The sequence below is a fragment of the Stenotrophomonas sp. SORGH_AS_0282 genome (assembly GCF_030818125.1).
Taxonomy (GTDB): Bacteria; Pseudomonadota; Gammaproteobacteria; order Xanthomonadales; family Xanthomonadaceae; genus Stenotrophomonas; species Stenotrophomonas rhizophila_A.
Genome location: NZ_JAUTAB010000001.1, coordinates 2,020,309 through 2,044,729 on the forward strand (window position 1 = coordinate 2,020,309; position 24,421 = coordinate 2,044,729).

Below are 24,421 nucleotides of genomic sequence, written 5' to 3' on the forward strand. Positions count from 1 at the left end.
AGTGCCATCACCGCTTGGGCGGGTGCGCGACCGAATCGCGCATCACCAGGCGGTGCGGCAGCACGTGGTCGGTCAGCACGCGGCTGTCATCGGTGCGCTGGCGGATGGTGCGCAGCAGGATGTCGATGGCCGCGTCGGCCATCGCGGCGATGGGCTGGTGCAGCGTGGTGAGTTCGGGCCACACCGTGGTAGCGGCGGAGGTGTCATCGAAACCCACCACCGACAGGTCACGCGGCACGTCGAGGCCCTGCCGGTGCGCCACGGAAATCGCGGCAGCCGCCATGTCGTCGTTGCTGGCGAAGATAGCGGTGGGCGGCTGGGGCTGGGACAACAGCTTCTCGGCGGCCTCCAGCCCCGAGCGGTAGGTGTAGTCCCCCTCTTGGACCAGGCTGGGTTCGACCTCCAGCCCGGCCTCGTGCAGGGCGGTGGCGAAGCCGTCGTAGCGCCGCGCGCTCGCGCTCAGGTCGTTGCGCCCGCGGATGAAGCCGATGCGGGTGTGGCCGTGCTGGATCAGGTGTTCGGCCATCTCCTTGCCGGCGTGGAAGTCATCGATGCGCACGCAGGAAACATCGTCACGCAGGTGCCCCGACGCAATCGCAACCACCGGAATGCCCGCCTGGACCAGCTCGGTCACGGCCACCGGCGATTCGCACAGCGGGGGCGGCAGGATCACGCCGTCCACGCGGCCGGCCAGGGCGCGCGCGGCCCTGCGCTCGGCCACGGGGTCCAGGTTGTCCCAGTAGTGGATGACCAGCTGGATGGCGGCGTTGGACGCGCCCCGCAGCAGGCCCACCAGCAGTTCACGCAGGTAGGCGCCGCTGGGGTTGGTGTAGATCAGCGCAATGCGCGTGTGCTGGGCCGCAGCCAGCGTACTGGCGGCCAGGTTGGGCGTGTAGCCCAGGGCCTGCACCGCGCGCATCACGCGCTCGCGGGTGTCATCGCGCACCTTGCCCTGGTTGATCGCCCGCGACACCGTCATCGGCGACACCCCGGCCAGCGCCGCCACCTCGTCGATCGTCACGCCACTGGTTTTGCGGCGGACCGATTTCTTCGGTTTGTCCAATGCGCACTCCCGTTCTTCTTTGTGACGCTGTGGCGTACAAAGCACCGGCTGAGCTTACAAGGTTTGCCGGCCGCACTGGCACACCGCACGCGTGTCGAGCGGTGTCATCGGATGCTGCTTGCTGCGGTGGCATTGATGGCCTGCAGCGCGGGTGCGCGCGCGGAGGATGGCTACAACCTCTGGTTGCGCTACGCCCCGCTGGACCCTGTGCTTGCTGCAGACTACGCCACACAGCTGGGCGAGGTTGTCGCCCCCGATCAGACACCCACCCTGCGTGCCGCGCGCGATGAGCTGGTCCGCGGCCTCACCGGTCTGTTGGGCACCGCACCCCGGATCCAAAACGAAAGCTCCGCGGGTCACGTACTTGCGCTTGGTACGCCCCAGTCGTCGGCGTTGATCGCGCCGTTCCGCGAAGAGCTCGAATCGCTGGGGGAAGAAGGCTACCTGCTGAAGCGCACGCGGCGTGATGGGCGCGACATGCTCCTGGTGGCATCGCGCAGTGATATCGGCGTGCTGTACGGTACGTTCCATCTGCTCAGGTTGCTGCAGACGGGCACGGCTCTGGATGAACTTACGGTGCACGAGGCGCCCAGGGTGCGGCTGCGGGTGTTGGACCACTGGGACAACCTCGACGGGTATGTCGAACGCGGCTATGCCGGCCGCTCGCTGTGGGAGTGGCAGACGCTGCCGGAATGGCGCGACCCGCGCTACACCGATTACGCACGGGCCAATGCCTCGCTGGGCATCAACGGCACGGTGCTGAACAACGTCAACGCCAACGCACAGAGCCTCGCGCCGCAGTATCTGGACAAGGCGGCCGCACTGGCCGATGTGTTCCGTCCCTATGGCATCCGCGTGTACCTGAGCGCGCGCTTCAGCGCCCCCATCGAGCTGGGCGGGCTCAAGACCGCCGATCCGCTTGACCCGGCGGTGCAGCAGTGGTGGCGCGACAAGGCCGACGAGATCTACCAGCGCATTCCCGATTTCGGCGGTTTCCTGGTCAAGGCCAACTCCGAAGGACAGCCCGGCCCACAGGACTACGGCCGCAGCCATGCCGACGGCGCCAACCTGCTCGCCGATGCATTGGCGCCGCACGGCGGCGTGGTGATGTGGCGTGCCTTCGTCTATGCGCACGACGTGCCCGACGACCGTGCCACCCAGGCCTACACCGAGTTCGCGGGGCTGGACGGTGCGTTCCGCCCGAACGTGGTGCTGCAGGTGAAGAACGGCCCCATCGACTTCCAACCGCGCGAACCCTTCCATCCACTGTTCGGCGCCATGCCGCGCACGCCGCTGATGATGGAGTTCCAGATCACCAAGGAGTACCTGGGCTTCGCCACGCACCTGGTGTACCTGGGGCCGTTGTTCGAAGAAGTGCTGCAGGCCGACACCCGCGCAGGCGGCAAGCGCTTCACCGTGGCGCAGTCACTGAGCGGCATCGCCGGCGTTGCCAACATCGGTACCGATCGCACCTGGAGTGGCTCGCATTTCGATCAGGCCAACTGGTATGCGTTCGGTCGCCTTGCCTGGAATCCTGATCAGTCCTCCCGTGACATCGCCGCGGACTGGGCGGCGATGACCTTCTCGGCAGACCCCGCAGTGGTGCAGCCGATCGTCGGCATGATGATGGCCTCACGCGAGGCCACAGTGAACTACATGACCCCGCTGGGCCTGCACCACCTGATGGCGCGCGGGCACCACTACGGCCCCGGGCCCTGGGTGGACGGCGGCCCGCGTGCGGACTGGACCTCGGTCTATTACCACCGTGCCGACCGCAACGGCATCGGCTTCGACCGCACCGCGACGGGCAGCAACGCCGTGGTTCAGTACGCCCCGGAAGTGGCCGCGACCTATGCGGACCTGACCCAGGTTCCAGAGGCGCTGCTGCTGTGGTTCCACCATGTGCCGTGGGACCACGGCATGGCCTCCGGGCGGCCGCTGTGGGACGAGCTGGTAGGTCGCTATTCGTCGGGCGTACGCCAGGTCCAGGCCATGCAGGACACCTGGGCGAGCCTGCGGGGAAGGGTGGATGCAGACCGGCACGAACAGGTCGCCGCCTTCCTGCAGATCCAGCTACGCGAAGCGCAATGGTGGCGCGATGCCAGCGTTGCCTACTTCCGTTCGATCAGCGGCAGGCCATTGCCAGCGGGTGAAGCGCCACCACCGCACCCGCTGGCGTACTACCAAGCGCTGCAGTTTCCGTCGGCACCGGGAGATGGGCGATGAGCGGTAAACCGAGGATGGGATGGATGTTGGGCAGCCTTCTGGCGTGCTTCGCCGCACCGGCCATGGCGCAGGAATCCGTGACGCAACTGTTGCACCCGCTATTCCAGGACCATGCGGTGCTCCAGCGCGATCAGCCGATTTTGGTCTGGGGCCATGCCGCGCCGGATACCACCGTATCGGTGAAGTTTGCACGCCAGACCGCCACGGCACAGGCAGATGCAGAGGGTCGCTGGCAAACCACATTGAAGCCCATCGCCGCCGGAGGCCCCTACGACATGAGCGTACGGGCAGGGCCGGACGTACAGACCGTCAGCGACGTGCAGATGGGTGACGTATGGCTGTGTTCCGGCCAATCGAACATGGAGCTGCCGGTGCGGCGCGCACTCAACGCCGACAGTGAAATCGCCTCGGCGGCGGAGCCGGACATCCGCCTGTTCACCGTGCCCAAGGCCCCGGCCGTGACGCCTCGGGAGGGCTTCTCCGGCCCCGTGTCATGGCAGCCTGCATCACCGGAAAGCGTGCGCGACTTTTCCGCCGCCTGCTACTTCTTCGCGCGTGAACTGCGGAAGACCGTCAACGTGCCGATGGGACTGATCCAGTCAGCGTGGGGCGGTTCGCGGATAGAAGCCTGGACCAGCGCCGATGCGCTGCGCGCGCAGGGTGGCATGGAGGAAGCCCTGGATGTGTTCGCGTTGTATGCCAGCGACCCCGTGGCGGCAAACGCAGCCTGGGGCAAGCACTGGCAGCAGTGGTGGGAGCAGCGCGAGGGCGCCACACCCGCCGATGCCCCCTGGCAGCCCGATGCCGACCGCACCGGGTGGCGCCAGGCCCCGGCCCAGCTCGGCGCATGGGAGCGCTGGGGCGTCCCGGCGCTGTCCGCGTACAACGGCATGGTCTGGTACCGCACCCAGGTGAAGCTGAGCGCCACACAGGCCGGGCAGGGCGCACGCCTTGAGCTGGCGCCTGCCGACGAAACCGACGTGACCTGGGTCAATGGCGTGGCCGTGGGCAGCCAGAACGCCCCGGGGGACCCGCGATCCTATCCGCTGCCGCCCGGCCTGCTGAAAGCCGGCATCAACAGCGTGGTCGTCAACGTGCTGGACACCTGGGGCGACGGTGGGCTGGCCGGCCCCGCGCAGGCCCACGCCCTGCAGCTGGACGATGGCACCCGGATCGTTCTGGATGCTCCCTGGTGGTACCGCGCAGCGCCCGGCGACCCGACACCGCCACTGGCCCCCTGGCATGCCGCCAGCGGCCTTTCGACGCTGTACAACGGCATGATCGCGCCGCTGGGCAGCTATGGCCTGCGCGGCATGCTCTGGTACCAGGGCGAATCCAACACCGGCGATGGCGCTGCCTACGCGGACAGGCTGCGCACGTTGCGCGATGACTGGCGCCGGCAGTTCGGCGCGGAAATGCCGCTGCTGGTGGTACAGCTGGCCGGCTACGGGCAGCCGCCCGTGGCCCCGGTGGAAAGCGGCTGGGCGCAGGTGCGCGACGCGCAGCGGCGCGTTGCCGCAGAGGACCCGCATTCCGGGCTGGCACTCGCCATCGACATCGGCGATGCCTACGACATCCATCCGCCGAACAAACAGGAACTGGGCCGGCGTCTGGCCCGCGTGGCGCGCCATGTGGTCCATGGCGAGCAGGCGCTGGCAGCCTCCGGGCCGACGGCAAGCAAGGTTTCCCGCACGAGGGTTGAGGTGCGCATCAGTTTCGAAGATGTCACGGGAACGCTGGTCGCAACGGGTGCGAACGGCCCCATCGGCTTCGAACTATGCGATGCCGAAGCCAAGCACTGCACCTACGCCGACGCCACGCTGGACGGCAACGCGGTAGTGCTGAACAGCCTGCAGGCAGCATCCGCCGCCAGCGTCCGCTACTGCTGGGCAGACGGCCCAATCTGCACGCTGCGCGACAGCAGCGGCGCGTCCGCCGGTCCGTTCGAGCTCTCCCTGACCCCTTCAGGGACGCCCTGATGCGCCTGCTGCTTGCCACGGTACTGCTGCTGTCCGCCGCGCTTGGGGTGCAGGCGGCCACCCCCGCAGCCCCGGTCTACTTCGACTGGTTCGAATACGCCGGCAATGACGCCGCGTTTGAACCGCCGCTGCCCGCCGGGCATTACCGCAATCCGATCCTGGCCGGTTTCCACGCAGACCCCAGCATCACCCGCGCCAACGGGAAGTTCTACCTGGTCAATTCCAGCTTCACGTACTTCCCGGGCATACCGGTATTCGAGAGCGTGGACCTGGTGCACTGGAAGCAGATCGGCAATGTGATCGACCGCCCAACGCAGCTGGACTTCGATGGACTCAGCGTTTCCCGCGGCATCTTCGCGCCAGCCATCTCGTTCCACGACGGCGTGTTCTACGTGGTCACCACAGCGGTCGACAGCGGCGGCAATTTCGTCGCCACCGCCCGCGATCCGGCCGGCCCCTGGTCCGACCCGCACTGGCTGCCGGGCATCGAGGGCATCGACCCATCGCTGTTCTTCGACGAAGAAGGCAAGGTCTACCTGCTCAACAACGACGTGCCGCCCGGCCCGGCGCGCTACGAAGGCCACCGCGCCATCTGGATGCAGCAGCTCGACCTGGCGTCATTCAAGCCGGTAGGCCCACGCAAGGTGCTCATCGACGGCGGCGTGGAACCGGCCAAAAACCCGATCTGGATAGAGGGCCCGCACATCTACAAGCGCGATGGCTGGTACTACCTCTCCGACGCCGAAGGCGGCACCGGCCCGCAGCACTCGCAGGTGGTGCTGCGCAGCCGCGAGGTGTGGGGGCCGTACGTGCCGTATGCAGGCAACCCTATTCTCACCCAGCGCGACCTGCCCGACGACCGGCCACTCCCGATCACCAACGCCGGCCACGCCGACCTGGTGGAGGGTCCGGACGGCACCTGGTGGGCGGTGTTCCTTGCCAGCCGCAACTACGACACACGCCACTACAACACCGGGCGCGAAACCTACCTGCTGCCGGTGGAATGGCGTGACGGCTGGCCAGTGATCCTGCCGGCGGGCCAGACCATTCCGTACATCGTCAAAGCGCCATCGTGGATGCAGGGCGCAGCGAAGCAGGCCCCTTCGACCGGCAATTTCATGGAGCGCAACGAGTTCGACACCCCCACGCTCGGCAACGATTGGCTGCGCGTGCGGGTACCCAAACAACCCTGGGCGAACCTGCGCGAGCGCCCCGGTTCTCTCGCGTTGCACCCGCTGCCGGAAGACCTCGACACGCTACGCAACCCCGCGTTCCTGGGCCGCCGCCAGCAGCACCTGCGCTTCGAGGCCAGCACCGAAATGACGCGACCCGGTGCAGGCGTGGCCGCTGGATTGGCCGCCTTCCAGAGCGAAGCCTACTGGTACTTCCTCGGCGTCCGCAGCGTTGGCGAAGATCGCGTGGTGATCTTCCTTGAAGCGCGCGACGGCGGCGGCGCAACAAAAACACTCGCATCGCGCGAAGTGGCAGCGGCAGCTCCGCTGCGCCTGCAGATAGAAGGGGACGGAGGACGTTACGCCTTCGCCTTCGACACACGCGATGGGCAAGGCTGGCAGACCCTCGCCGATGACGTAGACGGAACGGTATTGAGTACGGATCGTGCAGGCGGCTTCGTCGGCGCCCTGCTGGGACCATTCGCGCGCGACGAGCGCGCCCTGAGGAGCAAATGATGACGCGCAGGCCCCTGTTCCGCACGCTGGCGCTCTGCGCCGCCATCAGCCTGGCCACTGTCGGCCACGCCGCCGCACCGCAGCCGTGGCTCGATACCTCGGCCAGCTTCGAGACCCGCGCCGCCGCGCTGGTCGCGCAGATGACCCTGGAGGAAAAGGCCGCACAGATGCAGAATGCCGCGCCCGCCATCGAGCGGTTGGGCGTTCCCGCGTACGACTGGTGGAACGAAGGCCTGCACGGCGTGGCCCGGGCAGGGCAGGCTACCGTGTTCCCGCAGGCCATCGGCCTGGCCGCCACGTTCGACGTACCGCTGATGGGGCAGGTGGCCACCACCATCAGCGATGAAGCGCGCGCCAAGCACCACCAATTCATTCGCGAGGGCTCGCATGGCCGCTATCAGGGGCTGACCTTCTGGTCGCCCAACATCAACATCTTCCGCGACCCGCGCTGGGGCCGGGGCCAGGAAACCTACGGCGAAGACCCTTACCTCACCGCGCGCATGGGCGTGGCCTTCGTGCACGGCCTTCAGGGCGACGACCCGGTGTACCGCAAGCTGGACGCCACCGCCAAGCACCTGGCCGTGCACAGCGGCCCCGAGGCCGACCGCCACCACTTCGACGCCCGCCCCAGCAAGCGCGACCTGTACGACACCTACCTGCCGGCGTTCGAGGCGCTGGTGAAGGAAGGCCAGGTGGATGCCGTGATGGGCGCCTACAACCGGGTCTACGGCGAATCGGCCAGCGCCAGCCACTTCCTGCTGCGCGACGTGCTGCGCCGCGACTGGGGTTTCAAGGGCTACGTGGTCTCCGACTGCTGGGCCATCGTCGATATCTGGAAGCATCACAAAATCGTCCCGACCCGCGAAGCCGCCGCCGCGCTTGCGGTGAAGAACGGCACCGAACTGGAGTGCGGCCAGGAATACGCCACGCTGCCCGCAGCAGTGAAGCAGGGCCTGATCAGCGAAGCGGAGATCGACGACGCGGTAACCCAGCTGTTCACCGCGCGGATGCGGCTGGGCATGTTCGACCCACCGGAACGCGTGAAGTGGGCACAGATTCCGGCATCGGTGAACCAGGCTCCCGCACACGACGCGCTGGCCCTGAAAGCGGCACAGGAATCGCTGGTGCTGTTGAAGAACGATGGCGTGCTGCCGCTGTCACGCAATCTCAAGCGTATCGCCGTGGTGGGCCCCACCGCCGATGACACCATGGCGCTGCTGGGCAACTACTTCGGCACCCCGGCCGCACCGGTGACGATCCTGCAGGGCATCCGCGATGCCGCGAAGGGTGTCGAGGTGCGTTACGCACGCGGCGTGGACCTGGTGGAAGGGCGAGACGATCCCAGCGCCACGCCCCTGATCGAAGCGACCTACCTGCGGCCTTCCGCGGATTCCCCCGAGCGCGGCCTGCGTGGTGAGTATTTCCGCACCGCCGATCTTTCCGGGACGCCGGCCCTGGTGCGCACCGATGCCCAGATCGGCTTCCGCTGGGACCGCGGCTCGCCGACCGACAACCTGCTGGCCCGCGGCGAAGCCGCACCGGGGCAGGGCATCCCCAACGACGACTTCAGCATCCGCTGGAGCGGTCAGCTGCTCCCGCCGGTGTCGGGCCGCTACCGCATCGAGGCCGCCGCCGACGACGGCTACCGCCTGTACGTGGACGGTAAGCGCGTTCTGGACCATTGGACCAGCAGCGACCGCCTGCAGGGCGATGGCGTGGACCTGGACCTGCAGGCCGGGCGCGCGTACGAACTGAAGCTGGAATACTTCGATGCCGAGCGCGATGCCGGCGTGCGGCTTGGCTGGCGCATGCCCGGCGCGAAGCCGCCGTTCGAGGAGGCCCTGGATGCCGCGCGCAATGCCGATGTCGTGGTGTTTGTCGGCGGCCTGACCGGCGACGTCGAAGGCGAGGAGATGAAGGTCAACTACCCGGGCTTCGCGGGTGGCGACCGCACCGACCTGCGCCTGCCCGCGCCGCAGCGTGCCCTGCTCGAAGCGCTGCACGCCACCGGCAAGCCGGTGGTGATGGTCCTCACCGGGGGCTCGGCCATGGCGGTTGAATGGGCGCAGGCGAACCTGCCGGCGATCCTGATGAGCTGGTACCCCGGGCAACGCGGCGGCACCGCCGTGGGCCAGGCGCTGTTCGGCGATACCAACCCCGGCGGGCGGCTGCCGGTAACGTTCTACAAGGCAGACCAGGCGATGCCGGCCTTTGACGACTACACCATGGAAGGCCGCACCTACCGCTACTTCCGGGGCACGCCGCTGTACCCGTTCGGGCACGGCCTGTCTTACACAACCTTCGACTACGGAAAACTGCGCCTGGATGCGCCCCGCATTTCCGCAGACGGGCACCTCAAGGTGCAGGTGGACGTGGCCAACACCGGCAAGCGCGCAGGCGATGAAGTGGTGCAGCTGTATGTGCGCCGGGTGGATGCGAAGCCGGGTGATGCGCAGCAGGCGCTGCGCGGCTTCCAGCGCGTGCAGCTGGCCCCGGGCGAGCGGCGTACCGTGGCGTTCGATCTGGATGCAACGCAGGCCCTGCGCCAATACGACGAAGCGCGGGCGGCCTATGTCGTGCCTCCGGGCGCGTACGAGGTCAGGGTAGGCAGCTCCAGCGCCGACGCCCGCGTGCAGGCCCGCTTCACCGTGGAGGCTGCCCGTGACTGAGCACGTCCTGTCGGTACGGGAAAAGCTGGGCTACAGCCTAGGCGACCTCGCTGCGAACCTGATCTTCCAGACGCTGATCACCTACCTCGCGTTCTTCTATACCGATGTGTACCGGCTGCCCCCTGCCACGGCCGCGACGATCATCTTCGTGATTGGCCTGCTGGGTGCCTTCGTGTTCACCCCGCTGATCGGCATCGCCGCCGACCGCACCGCAACGCGCTGGGGCAAGTTCCGGCCGTGGATCCTGTGGACTGCAGTACCGTTCGGCGTGCTCTCGCTGCTGGCCTTCAGCACCCCGCAGCTGGGTGCGCAGGGCAAGATCATCTACGCCCTGGGCACCTATGGCCTGCTGATGCTGGTCTACGCAGCCAACAACCTGCCGTATTCCGCGCTCAGTGGTGTGCTCACCGGCAGCATGGCCCAGCGCAACAGCCTCTCGGCCTACCGCTTCGTGGCAGTGATGATCGCGCAGTTCATCATCCAGGTGCTGCTGTTGCCGCTGGTGCTGATCCTCGGTGACGGTGACCGCGTGCTGGGCTTCGAACGGGTCATGACCGTGTTCGCGGTGGTGGGCACCGTGTTCTTCCTGATCACCTTCGCCACCACGCGCGAGCGCATCGTGCCGGCCAAGGAACAGACCGGCGGCGTGCTGCAGGACCTGGCCGACCTGCTGCGCAACCGCCCGTGGCAGGTGATGCTGGCCCTGACGATCCTGGTCTTCATCAACCTCGCGTTGAAGGGCGGCACCTACATCTACTACTTCCAGTACTACATGAGCGAGCCCGCTCTCGCAGGCTTTCTCGACAATACCGGCTTCAACCACTTCATCGGCGGATTGAACGCCACGCTCAACGGCATGGGACTGTCCGGCTTCGCGTGGCCGGAGGATCCGGCAACCTCGGCGTTCAGCCTGTTCAACGCCTGCGGCATCATCTGCATGATCCTGGGCATCGGGGTGTCGCGCCGGCTGGCCGACCGTTTCGGCAAGCGCGATGTATTCGGCGGCGCGTTGCTGGTCTCCACCGTGTTCCTGCTGGTGTTCTACTTCTTCCCGCCCACCGCAGTGGCCGTGGCGTTCGTCTCCTTCATGCTGCACGGCTTCTTCTACGGCATCACCATTCCGTTGCTGTGGGCGATGATCGCCGACGTCGCCGACTACTCCGAATGGAAGAACAACCGCCGCGCCACCGCGATCATCTTCTCGGCGATGCTGTGCGGCCTGAAGATCGGCCTCAGCATTGGTGGCGCACTGGTCGCTGGCATCCTGGCGTACTACGGCTACCAGGCCGGCGCAGACCAGCAGCCGGAGGGCGTGGTCAACGGCATCCGCCTGACGGTGAGCGTGTACTGCTCCCTCCCGTTCCTGATCGCCGTGGGGATGCTGTTCCTCTACAAGATCGACAAGCGCACGGAAACCCGCATCGAGCAGGAGCTGCAGCAGCGCCGCGAAGGCAACAACCTTGTGCACCTGGCGGCACATGCCATCTCCCAGCCGCTGGTGACCCACATCTACACGGCCGATCCGTCGGCCCATGTGTTCGAGGGGCGGCTGTACATCTATCCCTCGCACGACATCGACGCCGGCGCGCCGTTCGACGATGATGGCGGGCACTTCGGCATGGAGGACTACCACGTGCTGCGGATGGACAGCCCCAGCGGCGAGGCCACCGACTGCGGCGTGGCCCTGCATGTGCGTGACGTACCCTGGGCTGCAAAGCAGATGTGGGCACCCGATGCGGCCCACCGTGACGGCCGCTATTACCTGTACTTCCCGGCCAAGGACGGGGAGGGGCGGTTCCGCATCGGCGTCGCCGTGGCCGATCGCCCGGAGGGTCCGTTCACCGCCGAACCGGAGCCGATGGCCGGCACGTACTCGATCGACCCGGCCGCATACGAGGACGACGACGGCGCGCACTACCTCTACTTCGGCGGCATCTGGGGCGGCCAGCTGCAGACGTACCGCGACAACCGCTACGACGCCACGCACGCAGAGCCCACCCGTGATGCGCCGGCACTGGGCCCGCGCGTCGGCCGACTGGACGCAGGCATGACCCAGCTGGCCGAGCCCACGCGGGAAGTCATCATCCTGGATGAGCACGGCCAGCCACTGCGCGCCGACGACCATGAGCGGCGGTTCTTCGAGGGTCCGTGGCTGCACAAGTACCAGGGCAGGTATTACCTGTCGTACTCAACCGGCAATACCCATCTACTCTGCTACGCCATCGGGGATAGTCCGTACGGCCCGTTCACTTATGCCGGCGTGATCCTCAAGCCGGTAGTGGGCTGGACCACGCATCACTCCATCTGCGAGGTCGACGGCCAGTGGTACCTGTTCTATCACGACTCCCTGTTGTCGGGCGGGGTCACCCACCTACGTTCGGTCAAGTGCACCCCGCTGCACATGGAAGCGGACGGCAGCATCCGGACCATTGATCCCTATGGCAACTGAAAGCCCGTTGCCCATTGATGACGCGCAGGCGCCACTGCCTGCTGGCCACCTGCACTGGTTGCGGGCGGGCAAGCTGGAGGTGGCACTTGCCCCTGAGGCCGGCGGACGTATCGCCCGCATCCGCCATGAAGGCGTGGAGTGGCTGGTAGACGAGCAGGAGGGCGGCGCAGCCGCCATCGCCTGGGGCTGCTACCCCATGGTGCCGTGGGCCGGCCGGATCCGGCACGGGCGCTTCAACTTCGATGGCAGGGCGTATGCATTACCAACGAACTTCGGCGAACACGCCATCCACGGGGTAGGGTTCGCACTGCCCTGGCGGATCGACAGCATCGCGGCGGACAGCGCCACGCTGTCGCTGGAGCTTCCCGAGGACGACTACTGGCCCTTCGGCGGCACCGCAACGCAGGTCATCCAGCTAACGTCAAACAGCTTGGAACTGCGCCTGGCAGTGCAGGCTGGCACCCAGCCGATGCCGGTCGTACTCGGCTGGCACCCATGGTTCCGCAAACCGGATGAGTTACTGTTCGAGCCAGAGGCCATGTACCCGCGAGACGAGGAGGGCATAGCCAGGCTGCCACTGGAAAGCGCATCCCCCGGCCCCTGGGACGACTGCTTCATCAACCAGAACGACATAACCCTGGTATACGGAGGCCAGCGCCTGACGCTGCGTGCCAACACCGACCACTGGGTGGTCTACGACGCCGCGCACGCCACCTGCGTAGAACCCCAAACCGGCCCGCCCGACGGCTTCACCCTCGCACCCAACCGACTCAACCCGGGCGAACAACTAGAGCTGACCTTCAATCTCGCCTGGAACCCGAAACGGTAGGGTCGGTTCCCAAACGACCGCCGATAACAGTGATCGGCCCGGCAACGCATGACCTCAAATCGAAAATACGCCTCTTCCGTTCGGCAATTGGGGGATCGGCTATCCTGAGCCCCCTCTCCAGCTTGCCTTCGAGCCCCACGCATGCCCGCGACTTCGATGGTTGTTCGACCCAGGCGGTGGCTCACCTACCTCGTAATCTCCGCCGTGGTCCTGGCCGCAGGCTGTGCAGACACACCGGCCCCTTCCAAGGATCTGGGGATGGAGATCGACGAGGTCGCCGCCACGCTGATCGAGCAGCCCTTGCTCCACTCGACCTCGATCGGGGTCGTATACCGAGGCAAGGAATACATCCGCCACCGCGGCGACATGCAGGCTGGGAAGCGAGGCGCTCCTACCGATGCGACGCTCTACGAAATCGGCTCGTTGAGCAAGACGCTGGCGGGCACCTTGATGGCCAGCGCTGTGCTGGATGGCAGGGTGACGCTGGACGACGACGTCAGGATGTACCTGCAGGGGGCCTACCCGAACCTGCAGTACAAGGGCGAACCCATCCGCCTCCGCCACCTGCTGTCGCACACCAGCGGCCTGCCGAACATGCTGCCGGAACGCGCGAACACCGTGCTTGATGACTTCACCGACCACGGCACACCGCCCGAACTCAATGCCATCTACGCGCACTACGGTAAACCCGATTTCTTCAACGACCTGCACACTGTGGAAATCCCGCGCGCGCCCGGAAAGGTCTACGCCTACTCAAGCACCGGCACGGAACTGACTGCGCACATTCTGGAACAGGTCTACAAGCGGGACTACGAGTCACTGCTGCGTGGATTCCTCAGCGAGACTGCAGGGATGAGCGGTTTCAGGATCCGCCTGGCTGACAACGAGGCGCAGCAGCTTGCGATTGGCTACCACAGCGATAACCCCATACCGACCACCCCGATGCCGCAGCTTCCCTGGGGGGCATCCGGGAACGTAAAGGCCACCGTCCCGGAGATGGTGAAGTACCTCAGGTTCCAGCTGGCCAACGGCCCTGTCGTAACGGAATCCCATCGCCCGCTGGTCAAATTCGATTCCGACTTCAGCATCGGCTACTTCTGGAACATCGTCAGCGGCGACCGCCAGAAGGGCCGCTACTACGCCCACCATGGCGGCGTGCCCCGCTCTCAGTGCTACATCTACATCATCCCCAAGTACGACCTGGGCATCTTCATCATCACCAACCAGAGCGGCGACCGTACCGCGAACGCAATGGAAGCGGCGGCGGATTCGCTGGTTGAGAAGGTTGCCGCGCGGGACGGGGAGCAATGAAACTCTTCACCCGTCCACCAGACCGCCCCTATCGGAATATGTTCGTCGCTGCGTTGATTGGGGTTCCCATCGGAAGCCTGCTGATTTCGCTTCACGTCGCGCTGGTCGGGGCCACCACGTCTGCTGAACCCTTGACGCTCATCGGCGATGCTGTGTTCGTTTCCTTCTTCGGCTACGTCATGATGGCGTTGCTGCTTCTTGTATATGGGCTTCCTGCACTTTGGCTGGCGTTGAGGTTTCGCCTTGCGGGTCCGGCCATAGCGCTCACAATTGCCACGCTTCCTGGTCTTTCCGTGCTGCTCAGCGAAGGCACACTTCAGAACAGCATCCTATTGATACCGGCGGCCATGTCCTTGGCCACGGGCGTGGCATTTGTCACGCTGGCCTACTGGGGCCCCGGCGGGAATTCGGGGACGGGTAGGGTCGGTTCCCAAACGACCGCCGATAACGGTGATCGGCACAGTAACGCATGACCCAAAATCGAAAGCGCGCCGCCTGCGTTCGAGGTCATGCCCTAGAGGAGTAATCACCACCCCGGCGGTCGATTGGCATGCAACCCTACCGCGAGCCGGCATACAGCAGCGCGGCAGGCACAAACCGGCCAGGCCCGACGCTACTCCTCAGCCGGTCACCTGCAGGTCTTCGTCCGTCGCCGCCCGGCGCCAGGCGGCCACGTACCGGAGGTACTTACCTATGAAGATGCCGGTGAAACCGCCCGACAGCAGCAGATAGGCAGCCCGGAAACCAACATCCCCCGCAAGCGTCGGCGACATCGCCAGCGCGGATTCAAACCCGTACTTCACCACGAATGTCACCAGCAGCAGCGGCAGCAGGCTGTAATCCGCACTGCGCCACAGCTTCCCGGTTACCCGGTTCGCGGCAAGCACTGCACGACGCAGCATCATCCAGCCGATACCCATCCCCGCGCCGATCCCGGCCAGCCACAGCGCCCACGCCTCCCAGGAAGTTCCATAACGCGCACTGATCGACCACAGGCCCCACGCGGTGAAAAGCGCAGGCACCACCGCCAACCTCCCCAGCGTGATCTCACCCGGCTTCATCGCGGCGACACCGCGCGTGATCAGGAAGACCAGAAGCGCCCATACCCAGAGCGGCGTGTGCGAAGCGAATTGCTGCAGCATGTTCATGGAGGGTCCTTGGCTTGAGGTGGGTGCCGGCCGTGCAGCGCCGTGCGGGAATGGGGTAATTCTCGCTTTGGCCCGAAACGGAACAAGTGACAGCTGTCAGCCATCGGGGAGTACAGGTTGGCGGGTACCATAGGCGCCTTCCAGTACGCTCAAGATGGACGGATGACAAAGCACGACACGGACGCCGCGGAACCATTCGACGCCACTGGCATCGGCCCCTTCAGACGCATCCAGAGCATTGCCCAGCCGGCGTTCCTGGCACTCGCTCTGGGCATCGCGCCGGCATGGGCGGGGGCGCCCCAGACATTCGTCCTGCAGGCCAGCGGGTTCGAAAGCGGCTTGGTCGCCAACGATCAGGGTCGGTTGATCCAGGAGTGGCCGGGGCGGCCGCAGCAGGTTGCTCCGAATCGCTGGCTCGTCGTGGATTTCGAGAGAAGCAGCAGCGTGTGGTTCGATGACGCTGGCCGGGTCTCCTTGAAGAGCCCGTATGTCGAGCTCCGGTCCGATGCGGCATTCAATCGTCACCCGGACGATCCGGACCCAACCCCACTGTTCAGCACATGGTCCAGGGCAGGGACCGCCCTGTTGCGCGCCGATGGAAGCACCTTTGTCGACTGGCAGCCCGGCAGCGGCGAGTGGGCCATCACGGCGCACCCGCAACGCTACAGCTGGCGCTCGCGGGAAGCGGGGGAGCGCATCTTCGATGCACGTGGGCAGCTGCGCATGCAGCTGGCCAAGGGTGAACTCCGGGCTGCCGGTCCGTTCCCGGAACGCACGCAGTATCTTGTCTGCGATCTGAACCCGGGCACATCCTGCGCGCTGCGCGATGAGGCAGGAAAGACGCTGTGGAGCGAGCGCATCGACAACCTGATCCCGCTCAGCAACGGTGGCTGGCTTGGGCTGCAGGGCAGGGCTTGGCGCCGGCTGGATGCGGGCGGCCAACTGACCGGAGATCGCACGCTCATCTACGTGGTGGGCTACTCGTCGGCGCGGTCGCGCAGCCCCGCCTCTGAAGATTTGGGCAGCTGGCCGCGCTGGGCAACCGAATACCACGTCATCCGCGAAGACGCAGAAGGCATTTTCGCGGATGAAGCCGACGCCGTGGACGGCCTCATGTACCCGGATGGGCGCTTTCTCGCGATCGCAGGGGCGACTTCCGGCGAGGAGGTCTGCCCAGGCATATGGCGCGCGCGCATGGGCGACGCCGGTGACAAGTTGGTTGATGCGAATGGCCAGATTCTGGGGCCATTCAACGCCTACGCGTGGAAGGAGGTTGAGGGGCGTCCCGAGCTTCGCCAGGCGATAGCGGAAGACGGGCAGGCAACCTTGGTGGACTGCAGGGGGAAGCTACTGGTCCAGACACCGCCGCTTAGGCAACTAAGCGCAGAGGCCACAGGCTTTTTCGGTACGCTGGACGGCGAATCCCAGCCCCGGCTGTGGCTCGACGCCGCGCTTGGCCAGCACCTGCTGCCCAACGGCAGCTGGATCGACCAGGTCAGTGTTGATGGCGCATTGCTCCTCGTACGCAGCGACGCGGAGGGGTCCCGCATGTATCACGTAAAGCAAGGCCGCTTCGTGGGCGAGACCATCGGATCTGCGCATGCGCTGCTGCCTGGCGGCGTCGTGTTCCTGCGCGATGGCTATTACGGATTCATGGATGCTGATGGGGTCGAGCGGCTGCCGGCACGCTACACCGCGATCACCCCTTGGGGCGAAGATCGATTGTGGACGTCGCGCTACCTCGACAATGACGCGCCGGGCAGGATCACGACCCTGCATCGCATGGACGGCTCGGTCGTCGCCAGCTGGCTCAATGCCTCAATGAACGACAGCCCGATCCTCCGAAGCCTACCCAATCAAGGATCGCTGACCGAACTAATCGGCCCAACCTTCGAAAGGGCGGACGGGGAGTACCTCGGCCAACAATGGGTAGACCGCAACGGCCGTACCCTGTTCCTGTCACTCCACTGCCAACGCGGCTCGCGGGAGATCGATGGTGGTGTGATTGAACCACTCACAGGGTCAGCGCGACGCCAGGGCACTGATTGCACGATCCCGGATGACATCCGCGCTGCAATGAGGCCGACCGCCAACGATTGACCAACGGAATGACAGGGAACTCGATGGAATCGCGCTTCCCCGAAACGTTTGAGACACCGTAGGGTCGGTTCCCAAACGACCGCCGATAACAATAATCGGCATGGTAACGCATGACCCAAAATCGAAGCGCGCTGCCTGCGTTCCAGATAATGCCCTAATGGGTAATCACCACCCCGGCGGTTGATTGGGATGCAACCCTACCGAAGTGCGGTCTGGACCGTTTGCAGCGGCAGATGCACACCCGCCCAATAATGTGCACAATCCCCCCGGGACCGGGCATGACGCCAGGTAAGCTCCGTGCCACGTCCGGGGGGACGGCACGGAGCAGGACAACAGGGGGATATACATAATGGATTCGCTCTATCCGGCGGGGCCTTCGACCGTGCCCGCGCAGCTCACCGCACCCAGCTCCGCCTACCGCCGCCATGCATGGCTGGCCGTAGCCGGCCTGCTCGGTTTCGCCACCGCCTACTTCGCCCTGATGGGCTGGTTCGGCTGGACCGCCTACCGCGTATTCCGCACCCTGTCGGCCGGGGAGGGTGGCAATACGCTGGTCAACATCATCGTCGGCACCTTCGCGCTGTTCCTTGCCGTGTTCATGGCCAAGGGGCTGGTGTTCCTCAAGCGTGGGCAGGCTTCCAGGGAACTGGAGCTCAAGCAGGCCGAGCAGCCCGAGCTGTTCGCCTTCCTGCACCGCCTGGCTGACGAAGCCGGCGCGCCGCGCCCCAAGCGGGTCTACCTGTCGGCGCGGGTCAATGCCAGCGTCTTCTACGACCTCTCGCTGTTCAACCTGCTGTTTCCCTCGCGCAAGAACCTGGACATCGGCCTGCCGCTGGTCAACGCACTGAACCTGGGCGAGTTCAAGGCCGTACTGGCCCACGAATTCGGCCACTTCGCGCAGCGCACCATGGCCGTCGGCCGTTGGGTGTACGTAGCCCACCAGATCGCCAGCCAGCTGGTCGCCCGCCGCGATGCGCTCGATGCCCTGCTGGCCACGGTGTCGCGCCTGGACCTGCGCATTGCCTGGGTGGGTTGGCTGTTGTCGCTCATCGTCTGGGCCATCCGTTCGCTGGTGGATACCGCCTTCAGCGTAGTTGCCCTGTCCGAGCGCGCCCTGTCGCGCGAGATGGAATACCAGGCCGACCTGGTGGCCGCCTCGCTCGCCGGCAGCGACGCCCTCGTGCACGCCTTGCACCGCCTCGGCGCCGCAGACGATGCGTGGGACAGGTCGCTCGGCTTTGCCTCCCGCGAATTCGAAGCCGGCCATGCCGTGGCCGACCTGTTCGCGGTGCAGACGCGCATGCTCGCCAACCTGCGCCGCGTGTCGCCCGACCCGCTGTATGCCGATCCGCCGCAGCTTCCCGAACGCGAGCGCGAACAGCACCGCGTGTTCCGCCGCGACATGGTGCGCGTGCCGCAGATGTGGTCCACGCACCCGGCCAACGCCGATCGCGAGAACAACCTCAAGCGGCGCTATGTGGAAGCCGCGATCGACGAGCGCCCGGCCATGCTGCTGTTCCGTGACGCGGACGGACTACGGCACAAGCTCACCCGCGACATGCTGCGCGAAACCCCGCCGGCCTTCGCCGACGTCGATACCTCGCTGACCCGGCTAGACGCCGAGTTTGCCATCCGTGCCATGCACCAGCGCTACCAGGGCACCTACCTGCGGCGCTCGTTCGTGCGCGGCGTGGCCACCCCGGCCGAGCTGTTCCTTCACACCCTGGCGCCGCTGAGCGACGCCCAGATCCGCGAGCGAATCACCGGCCTGTATGCGCCCGCGCATGGCAAGGCCCTGCAGCAGCTGCAGCTGCTGGAAGATGAGCGCGCCACGCTGGACGCCGCCCGCGCCGGCCACCTGCGCGCCACCCGCAACCGCGTGCATTGGCGTGACCAGGTGCTGGACACCCGCCGCCTCGGCCCGGTCATCGCAACGCTGGATGACGAGATCGCGCCGCTGCGTCAAGCCGTGTTCCAGCACGACCAGCAATGCCGCAGCCTGCACCGGCTGGCCGCGCGTCGCAGCGGGGCAGGGTGGGAGAACCTGCTGGAAGGGCAGGTGGCCCTGCTGCACTACTGCGAGCACGTCGAAGCCGACCTGCGCGACGCCTACGGGCTGTTCCTCAATACCCTGCATGTGGTGACGGCCGACAAGCGCGTCTCCGACAAGGAACTGCGCCGCCTGCTGGGCACCGCCGAAAAGGTACGGCAGGCGCTGGGCGTCATCTACGACTACGCCCACAACTGCGTGATCGATGAAACCGTGGTCGAACACGGCGGCAAGCCGCTGAAAGAGACGCTGGGCGAGCTGGGCCTGCCCACGCCTGTACAGGCGAACATCGACAACTGGATCAAGCATTCCAGCGGCTGGGTCAACCACACCTGCGCCGCGCTCTCACAGCTGCGCGCCGCAACGCTGGAAGCCCTGCTGGCCAACGAAGATGCCGTAGTAGCACGCCTGGGCTCGGACGAAGTGGCACCGCTCGCGCCGACGCCTTCCAAGGTTCCCACGCCCTATCCGGTGCTGCTGCCCGGCCAGGAGCGCAAGCTGCAGACCAAGCTGGGCTGGTGGGATCGCTTCCAGACCGCCGACGGCTGGGCTGCCAGCACCGCGCGTGCCTCTGCTGCGGCGGCGATTGTCGTGGGCGTGCTGGCATTCGGCATGCACACCGGCGCCGCCACCGTCTCGCTGTACAACGGTCTGGCCACCCCGGGTGCGGGTCACCATCGACGGCAACACCGTCGAACTGGCACCGCTGCAGAGCGCCAGCATGGACGTCGCCCCGGGCGCTGCCCACCAGGTGACCACCGAAAGCGCGGGCGGGGAGCTCATCGAGTCCTTCGAAACCGAGCGCATGACAGGCCGTTCGCACTTCACCTACAACGTCGCCGGCGCCACGCCCATGGTGCAGTGGTCGGCCGTCTACGGTGGTGCCGAGCCCGATGAAGACCGCAACCTGGGCGCGGAGCGCTGGTCCGCCACGAGCGCCGACTACGTGCTGGAGGAGCCGCCGAGCTCCATCCAGACCAAGAGCAACGACGGCGGCAAGCGCTCGGTGGTATCGGCCGTGGGTGAGCTGGCACCGCATCGACAGCTGGGGCTGGTGACCGATGAAGCCCAGCGCCAGGCCATGATCCTCGCGCACGCCCGCTGGGACGCGCCGGAATCGCGCCATCTGACGACATGGCTGGCCATGGCCTCGCAGAACCCGGCCACCCTGCAGGGCATCATTGCAGAACGGCTGACGCGCCATCCTGAAGATGTCGCGGCGCTGCGCGTCGAGCAGCAGCTCGACAAGGGCCAAGGGCAGAACGCTGCCTGCGAGCGCCAGCAGAAGATGGCAGCCGGCAAGCCCGCATCGCCGGCGCTGGCCTATCTCTCCATCCGTTGCATGCCCGAAGGCCAAGCGCAGGATGAGGCCTTCCTCGCCGGCCAACAGCGCTGGCCCCAGGATCCTTGGTTCGCGCTGGCCTCTGGTTACGTGCTTGCCTCACGCGGCGACTGGAGCGCAGCCAACGAGGTGTGGTCCAAGGCGGCAATGGGGCCGCAGACCGCAGAGTTCACCGCACCGGAGCTGGCACGCGTCAAGCGCATGTTGGGCGCCAGCGACCAGGAGCTGCAGCCGCTGGCCGCCGAGTCAGCGCACCTGACCAGCCTGCTGGCCCTGGACAGCACCGAAGTGATGGGTTCGCAGTATGAGGCCTACATCCACCTCCACCGGGGTGAGTACCAGGGGGCAGTGGCCATGGCGGAGTTGGACGCTGAATTGTTCCCGCAAGTGCTTCGCCTGGCAGGCGCCTCCGATGGCGCACCGGAGGACCTGATCAAGAAGGCCCTGGACCTGCCGGCGGAGGAGGGCATATCGCCGGATTCCGCCTGGAGCATGTGGGCACTGGCGCTGCGGCAGGGCAGGAACGAAGCCGTGTGGCGGGAAAAGGCACTGGCCACCGACGCCGAAGAAGCCGCGCGCGTGGTGGCGTTCGTAGATGCCGTGCGCGCCAATGCGTCCGTGCAGCAGGCCGAAGCCGTGCTGGGCAACGTCAGGCCGGCTAATCGCGGCTACGCCTACACCGTCGCAGCCGTGGTGCGCGGGCAGTCGTGCCCACAGGCGTGGCGCGATGGTGCCAAGAAGCTGCTGTTCGGCACCGAACGCCCGCACTTGATGTAATGCGCAAGGCACGGCGGGAACATGTCCCGCCGTGCGAGCCTGGTAGGGTCGGTTCCCAAACGACCGCCCTCAAACGATCAACGCCGGGTAACGCATGACCCTGGAACAGGGAACTGGACGCCTGCCAATCCTTCACCGCCGCGGCGACGTGCCATGTGGACGACGCCCAATGCGGTGAATCCCAGGTGATGCGCGCCGCGTAGGACTTCACTACGTGGGAACCGTGACGGTGCAACGCTCTTCCGTCCCTTTCTTCCCCCACGAAGTGCAGGTTCTCCATGACCAACAAGCAACTCACGACGATCAATCCACTGACCGAAGAAGTGATTGCCACCTATTCGTACATGTCAGACGACGAAGCGGCAGCCGTAGTCGAATCCAGCCACAAGGCCTTCCTGGAATGGCGCCTGCGCTCTTTGGACGAGCGCGCGAAGGTGGTCGCCGCCATCGCCAAGGCGCTTCGCGACCGCAAGGAAGAGTTCGCCCAGCTGATGACCCGCGAGGTCGGCAAGCTTATCGAAGACAGCCGCACGGAGGTGGAACTGTGTGCGGCCATCTGTGACTACACCGCCAAGCAGGGGCCTGCCGCATTGGCCGACGAGGAGCGCGATGTCGAGGGCGCGACCGGCATTGTCACCCATTCGCCGATCGGCGTCGTGTACGGCATCCAGCCCTGGAACTTCCCGGCCTACCAAGCGATCCGCTACTCCATCGCCAGCCTGATGGCAGGCAACGGCGTTCTGCTCAAGCATGCGGAGAGCTGCACCGGCAGCGGTCTGCTGCTTCGTGACATCTACGAAAGTGCCGGACTGCCCAAGGGGCTGTTCGGCGTGCTGTTGATCACCCATGACCAGTCCAACGACATCGTGGAAAACGATCTGGTGCGGGCCGTGACGTTGACCGGCAGCGAGACCGCCGGTCGTACCGTCGCTGCGAAGGCCGGCGCGGCGCTCAAAAAGACGGTGCTGGAGCTGGGCTCCAACGATGCCTATCTTGTGCTTGACGATGCCGACCTCGATCTGGCCGTCGAGACCTGCGTCAAGGGACGTCTGTTCAACAACGGGCAGACCTGCGTCAATGCCAAGCGCTTCATCGTGACGGAGAAGAACTACGACGCCTTTGTCGCTGCCTACGCCAGCAAGTTTGAAGCGATCAAGATGGGCGACCCGAACGCCGCCGATACCCAGCTGGGCCCACTGGTCTCCGAGGCGCAGCGTGACAAACTGCACGAGCAGGTGACAAAGAGTGTCTCGCAGGGCGCCCGCTTGCTGGTGGGCGGTGAAGTGCCCAACCGTACCGGCTGGTTCTACCCCGCGACGGTGCTGGCCGATGTCTCACCGGGGCAGGTGGCGTATCAGGACGAGCTGTTCGGCCCTGCGGCCGCCATCATCCGTGCAAAGGACGATGAAGATGCGCTGCGCATTGCCAACGACAGCCGCTACGGCCTGGGCGGCGGCATCTTCAGTCGCGACGTCAAGCGCGCCCGTGAGCTGGCCACGAAGTACTTCAATACCGGAATGGTCTTCATCAACACCTTCGACGTTGCCTCTCCGTCGCTGCCCTTCGGCGGGGTGAAGGCTTCGGGCTACGGCCGCGAGCACGGCCCGGAAGGCCTCAAGGAATTCGTGAACGTGAAGTCCATCAAGATCCCTTCAGCGGCCTGACGCGCGGCATTGGCTCCAGGTGGGTGGGGGCGCATCGCACCCCGCCCACTCCATCACCAAGGGCGATCCGCTCAGCGCCGATTGGCACCTTGGCCATACGCACCAAAGCGTATCTGGACACTGCCATCGACGACATTGACCACGCCGATCTCATTGGGACCGAACTCCACGACGGCCGGCCAGGAGTGGCGGAAGCCGAGCGGCCACGCGGGCGGCTTGACGGTGGTCCACGTGTTGCCGCCATCCTCGCTTGCGCTCACTTCATTGAAGCAGGACGTCGCGAACATCGTGCCGCTGCGGGTGGTCATCACGTGGGGCCCGCAGCGCTGGTCCGCCATCGGCGTGCCCAGTCCCTCGGGCCAGGTGCGGCCATCCGGCGAGGTCTTGTAGGAGACAGGACACTGCGGATCCTCGCCGCAGGTTTCCAGCACCATCAGGAAGCCGCCATCCGGGCGACGCGCCATCACTGGCATGCCCGGACGCAGTTTTCCTCCCCCGGCTTGGCTGGCGATGGTCACCGCCGGGCTCCAGGTCCGGCCCCCGTCGCTGGACAGCTGCTGCGATACCACCTGATTGAAGGAAGGGGTCTCGTCGGCGCGGGTTTCATCGGCGTACACCACCGACAAGGTGCCATCATCCAGGCGCGTGAACACCGGCTCCCACACACCGCGGTCCTTGCGTCCGGCCGGATTCTCGTTACGCGTTATGGTGCTCAGGAAGCGCCAGTTCGCGCCCTGGTCGTCACTGGTATACACGTTCAGCCGGTAGGACACCCCATCGATGAGCGAGCGCATCGCCAGCAGCACGCGGCCATCGGGTAGGACGAACAGCTCGCCGTTGTCGAGTTTGCGCTTGGGCTCTGCCACGCGCGACAACGGCGCCCAGGTCCTGGCGTTGTCGCTGCTCACCGACAGCTGCAGCGTGGTGGTGTCGCCGCCGGGATAGCGCGTGGTCACCGCCAGCCAGCGACCGTCTGGCAAGCGTGCCAGCCGGCCCCAGCCGGCCTTGGCCGCATCCACTGTCGCGGTGCCGGTCCAGGTGACGTCGGTGGCCATGGCGGGAGCCGCAGCGGCGAGCAGGAGCGCCAGCATGGCCGCGCGGAGGGAAAGGGTCGGCTGCATGGTCA

General features: G+C 66.3%; 15 protein-coding genes and 1 pseudogene. 13 read left to right on the forward strand and 3 right to left on the reverse strand.

The window, feature by feature from the left end:
• Positions 1–7 precede the first annotated feature (7 nt).
• Complete coding sequence (locus QE395_RS08985; RefSeq protein WP_210132561.1) at positions 8–1,063, reverse strand: LacI family DNA-binding transcriptional regulator; 1,056 nt, start codon at positions 1,061–1,063, stop codon at positions 8–10.
• Positions 1,064–1,174: 111 nt separating this feature from the next.
• Between QE395_RS08985 and QE395_RS08990 the strand changes: the two genes are divergently transcribed.
• The 9 genes and pseudogenes from QE395_RS08990 to QE395_RS09030 all read left to right on the forward strand — a co-directional run bounded on the left by QE395_RS08990 (position 1,175) and on the right by QE395_RS09030 (position 14,687).
• Positions 1,175–3,289 (forward strand): alpha-glucuronidase family glycosyl hydrolase, encoded by a 2,115-nt coding sequence (locus QE395_RS08990; RefSeq protein WP_306988596.1) that lies wholly within the window; start codon positions 1,175–1,177, stop codon positions 3,287–3,289.
• Positions 3,290–3,312: 23 nt separating this feature from the next.
• Entirely contained in the window at positions 3,313–5,268 is a 1,956-nt protein-coding gene (locus QE395_RS08995) for a sialate O-acetylesterase (protein WP_249832505.1), read from the forward strand.
• Positions 5,268–6,956, forward strand: coding sequence for a glycoside hydrolase family 43 protein (locus QE395_RS09000; RefSeq protein WP_306988600.1), 1,689 nt, complete (start codon positions 5,268–5,270; stop codon positions 6,954–6,956). The genes QE395_RS08995 and QE395_RS09000 overlap by 1 nt, the downstream gene beginning before the upstream one ends.
• On the forward strand, positions 6,953–9,625 hold the full coding sequence (locus tag QE395_RS09005) for a glycoside hydrolase family 3 protein (protein ID WP_306988602.1): 2,673 nt from the start codon (positions 6,953–6,955) through the stop codon (positions 9,623–9,625). Before QE395_RS09000 ends, QE395_RS09005 begins: the two co-directional genes overlap by 4 nt.
• Positions 9,612–11,072, forward strand: a pseudogene (locus QE395_RS09010) (MFS transporter); the annotation flags it as partial. The gene QE395_RS09005 and the pseudogene QE395_RS09010, both read left to right, overlap by 14 nt.
• Positions 11,058–12,074, forward strand: a complete 1,017-nt coding sequence (locus tag QE395_RS09015) for a glycoside hydrolase family 43 protein (protein WP_306990459.1) — start codon at positions 11,058–11,060, stop codon at positions 12,072–12,074. The pseudogene QE395_RS09010 and the gene QE395_RS09015, both read left to right, overlap by 15 nt.
• Positions 12,064–12,903 (forward strand): aldose epimerase, encoded by an 840-nt coding sequence (locus QE395_RS09020; protein ID WP_306988604.1) that lies wholly within the window; start codon positions 12,064–12,066, stop codon positions 12,901–12,903. The genes QE395_RS09015 and QE395_RS09020 overlap by 11 nt, the downstream gene beginning before the upstream one ends.
• 258 nt (positions 12,904–13,161) lie before the next feature.
• Positions 13,162–14,214 carry a serine hydrolase domain-containing protein gene (locus tag QE395_RS09025; protein ID WP_306988606.1) on the forward strand — a complete coding sequence of 351 codons (1,053 nt, stop codon included), beginning with the start codon at positions 13,162–13,164 and terminating at the stop codon, positions 14,212–14,214.
• Positions 14,211–14,687 (forward strand): hypothetical protein, encoded by a 477-nt coding sequence (locus tag QE395_RS09030; protein WP_306988608.1) that lies wholly within the window; start codon positions 14,211–14,213, stop codon positions 14,685–14,687. Before QE395_RS09025 ends, QE395_RS09030 begins: the two co-directional genes overlap by 4 nt.
• 147 nt (positions 14,688–14,834) lie before the next feature.
• Here QE395_RS09030 and QE395_RS09035 read toward each other — a convergent pair whose 3' ends face one another.
• Positions 14,835–15,362: a DUF6622 family protein gene (locus QE395_RS09035; protein WP_306988610.1), complete on the reverse strand. Its 528-nt coding sequence runs from the start codon at positions 15,360–15,362 to the stop codon at positions 14,835–14,837.
• 162 nt (positions 15,363–15,524) lie between these two features.
• Between QE395_RS09035 and QE395_RS09040 the strand changes: the two genes are divergently transcribed.
• The 4 genes from QE395_RS09040 (at position 15,525) to QE395_RS09055 (ending at position 23,295) form a co-directional block, all read left to right on the forward strand.
• Complete coding sequence (locus QE395_RS09040) at positions 15,525–17,462, forward strand: hypothetical protein (RefSeq protein WP_306988613.1); 1,938 nt, start codon at positions 15,525–15,527, stop codon at positions 17,460–17,462.
• Positions 17,463–17,811: 349 nt separating this feature from the next.
• Positions 17,812–20,409, forward strand: a complete 2,598-nt coding sequence (locus tag QE395_RS09045) for a M48 family metallopeptidase (RefSeq protein ID WP_306988615.1) — start codon at positions 17,812–17,814, stop codon at positions 20,407–20,409.
• Positions 20,318–21,631: a hypothetical protein gene (locus QE395_RS09050; protein WP_306988617.1), complete on the forward strand. Its 1,314-nt coding sequence runs from the start codon at positions 20,318–20,320 to the stop codon at positions 21,629–21,631. The genes QE395_RS09045 and QE395_RS09050 overlap by 92 nt, the downstream gene beginning before the upstream one ends.
• Positions 21,632–21,909: 278 nt before the next feature.
• A complete protein-coding gene (locus QE395_RS09055) occupies positions 21,910–23,295 on the forward strand; it encodes an aldehyde dehydrogenase family protein (RefSeq protein WP_306988619.1) in 1,386 nt (461 codons plus the stop codon).
• A gap of 71 nt (positions 23,296–23,366) precedes the next feature.
• Here QE395_RS09055 and QE395_RS09060 read toward each other — a convergent pair whose 3' ends face one another.
• On the reverse strand, positions 23,367–24,416 hold the full coding sequence (locus QE395_RS09060) for a sialidase family protein (protein ID WP_306988621.1): 1,050 nt from the start codon (positions 24,414–24,416) through the stop codon (positions 23,367–23,369).
• Between the last annotated feature and the right edge of the window lie 5 nt (positions 24,417–24,421).

What these genes read in the sequence shown, in the direction of transcription:
- QE395_RS09040 (WP_306988613.1), top strand. Translation starts at nt 15,525, where the DNA reads ATGACAAAGCACGACACGGACGCCGCGGAACCATTCGACGCCACTGGC.
- QE395_RS08990 (WP_306988596.1), top strand. Translation starts at nt 1,175, where the DNA reads ATGCTGCTTGCTGCGGTGGCATTGATGGCCTGCAGCGCGGGTGCGCGC.
- QE395_RS09020 (WP_306988604.1), top strand. Translation starts at nt 12,064, where the DNA reads ATGGCAACTGAAAGCCCGTTGCCCATTGATGACGCGCAGGCGCCACTG.
- QE395_RS09025 (WP_306988606.1), top strand. Translation starts at nt 13,162, where the DNA reads ATGGAGATCGACGAGGTCGCCGCCACGCTGATCGAGCAGCCCTTGCTC.
- QE395_RS09060 (WP_306988621.1), bottom strand. Translation starts at nt 24,416, where the DNA reads ATGCAGCCGACCCTTTCCCTCCGCGCGGCCATGCTGGCGCTCCTGCTC.
- QE395_RS09045 (WP_306988615.1), top strand. Translation starts at nt 17,812, where the DNA reads ATGGATTCGCTCTATCCGGCGGGGCCTTCGACCGTGCCCGCGCAGCTC.
- QE395_RS09030 (WP_306988608.1), top strand. Translation starts at nt 14,211, where the DNA reads ATGAAACTCTTCACCCGTCCACCAGACCGCCCCTATCGGAATATGTTC.
- QE395_RS09035 (WP_306988610.1), bottom strand. Translation starts at nt 15,362, where the DNA reads ATGAACATGCTGCAGCAATTCGCTTCGCACACGCCGCTCTGGGTATGG.
- QE395_RS09000 (WP_306988600.1), top strand. Translation starts at nt 5,268, where the DNA reads ATGCGCCTGCTGCTTGCCACGGTACTGCTGCTGTCCGCCGCGCTTGGG.
- QE395_RS09005 (WP_306988602.1), top strand. Translation starts at nt 6,953, where the DNA reads ATGATGACGCGCAGGCCCCTGTTCCGCACGCTGGCGCTCTGCGCCGCC.
- QE395_RS09050 (WP_306988617.1), top strand. Translation starts at nt 20,318, where the DNA reads ATGACAGGCCGTTCGCACTTCACCTACAACGTCGCCGGCGCCACGCCC.
- QE395_RS09055 (WP_306988619.1), top strand. Translation starts at nt 21,910, where the DNA reads ATGACCAACAAGCAACTCACGACGATCAATCCACTGACCGAAGAAGTG.
- QE395_RS08995 (WP_249832505.1), top strand. Translation starts at nt 3,313, where the DNA reads ATGTTGGGCAGCCTTCTGGCGTGCTTCGCCGCACCGGCCATGGCGCAG.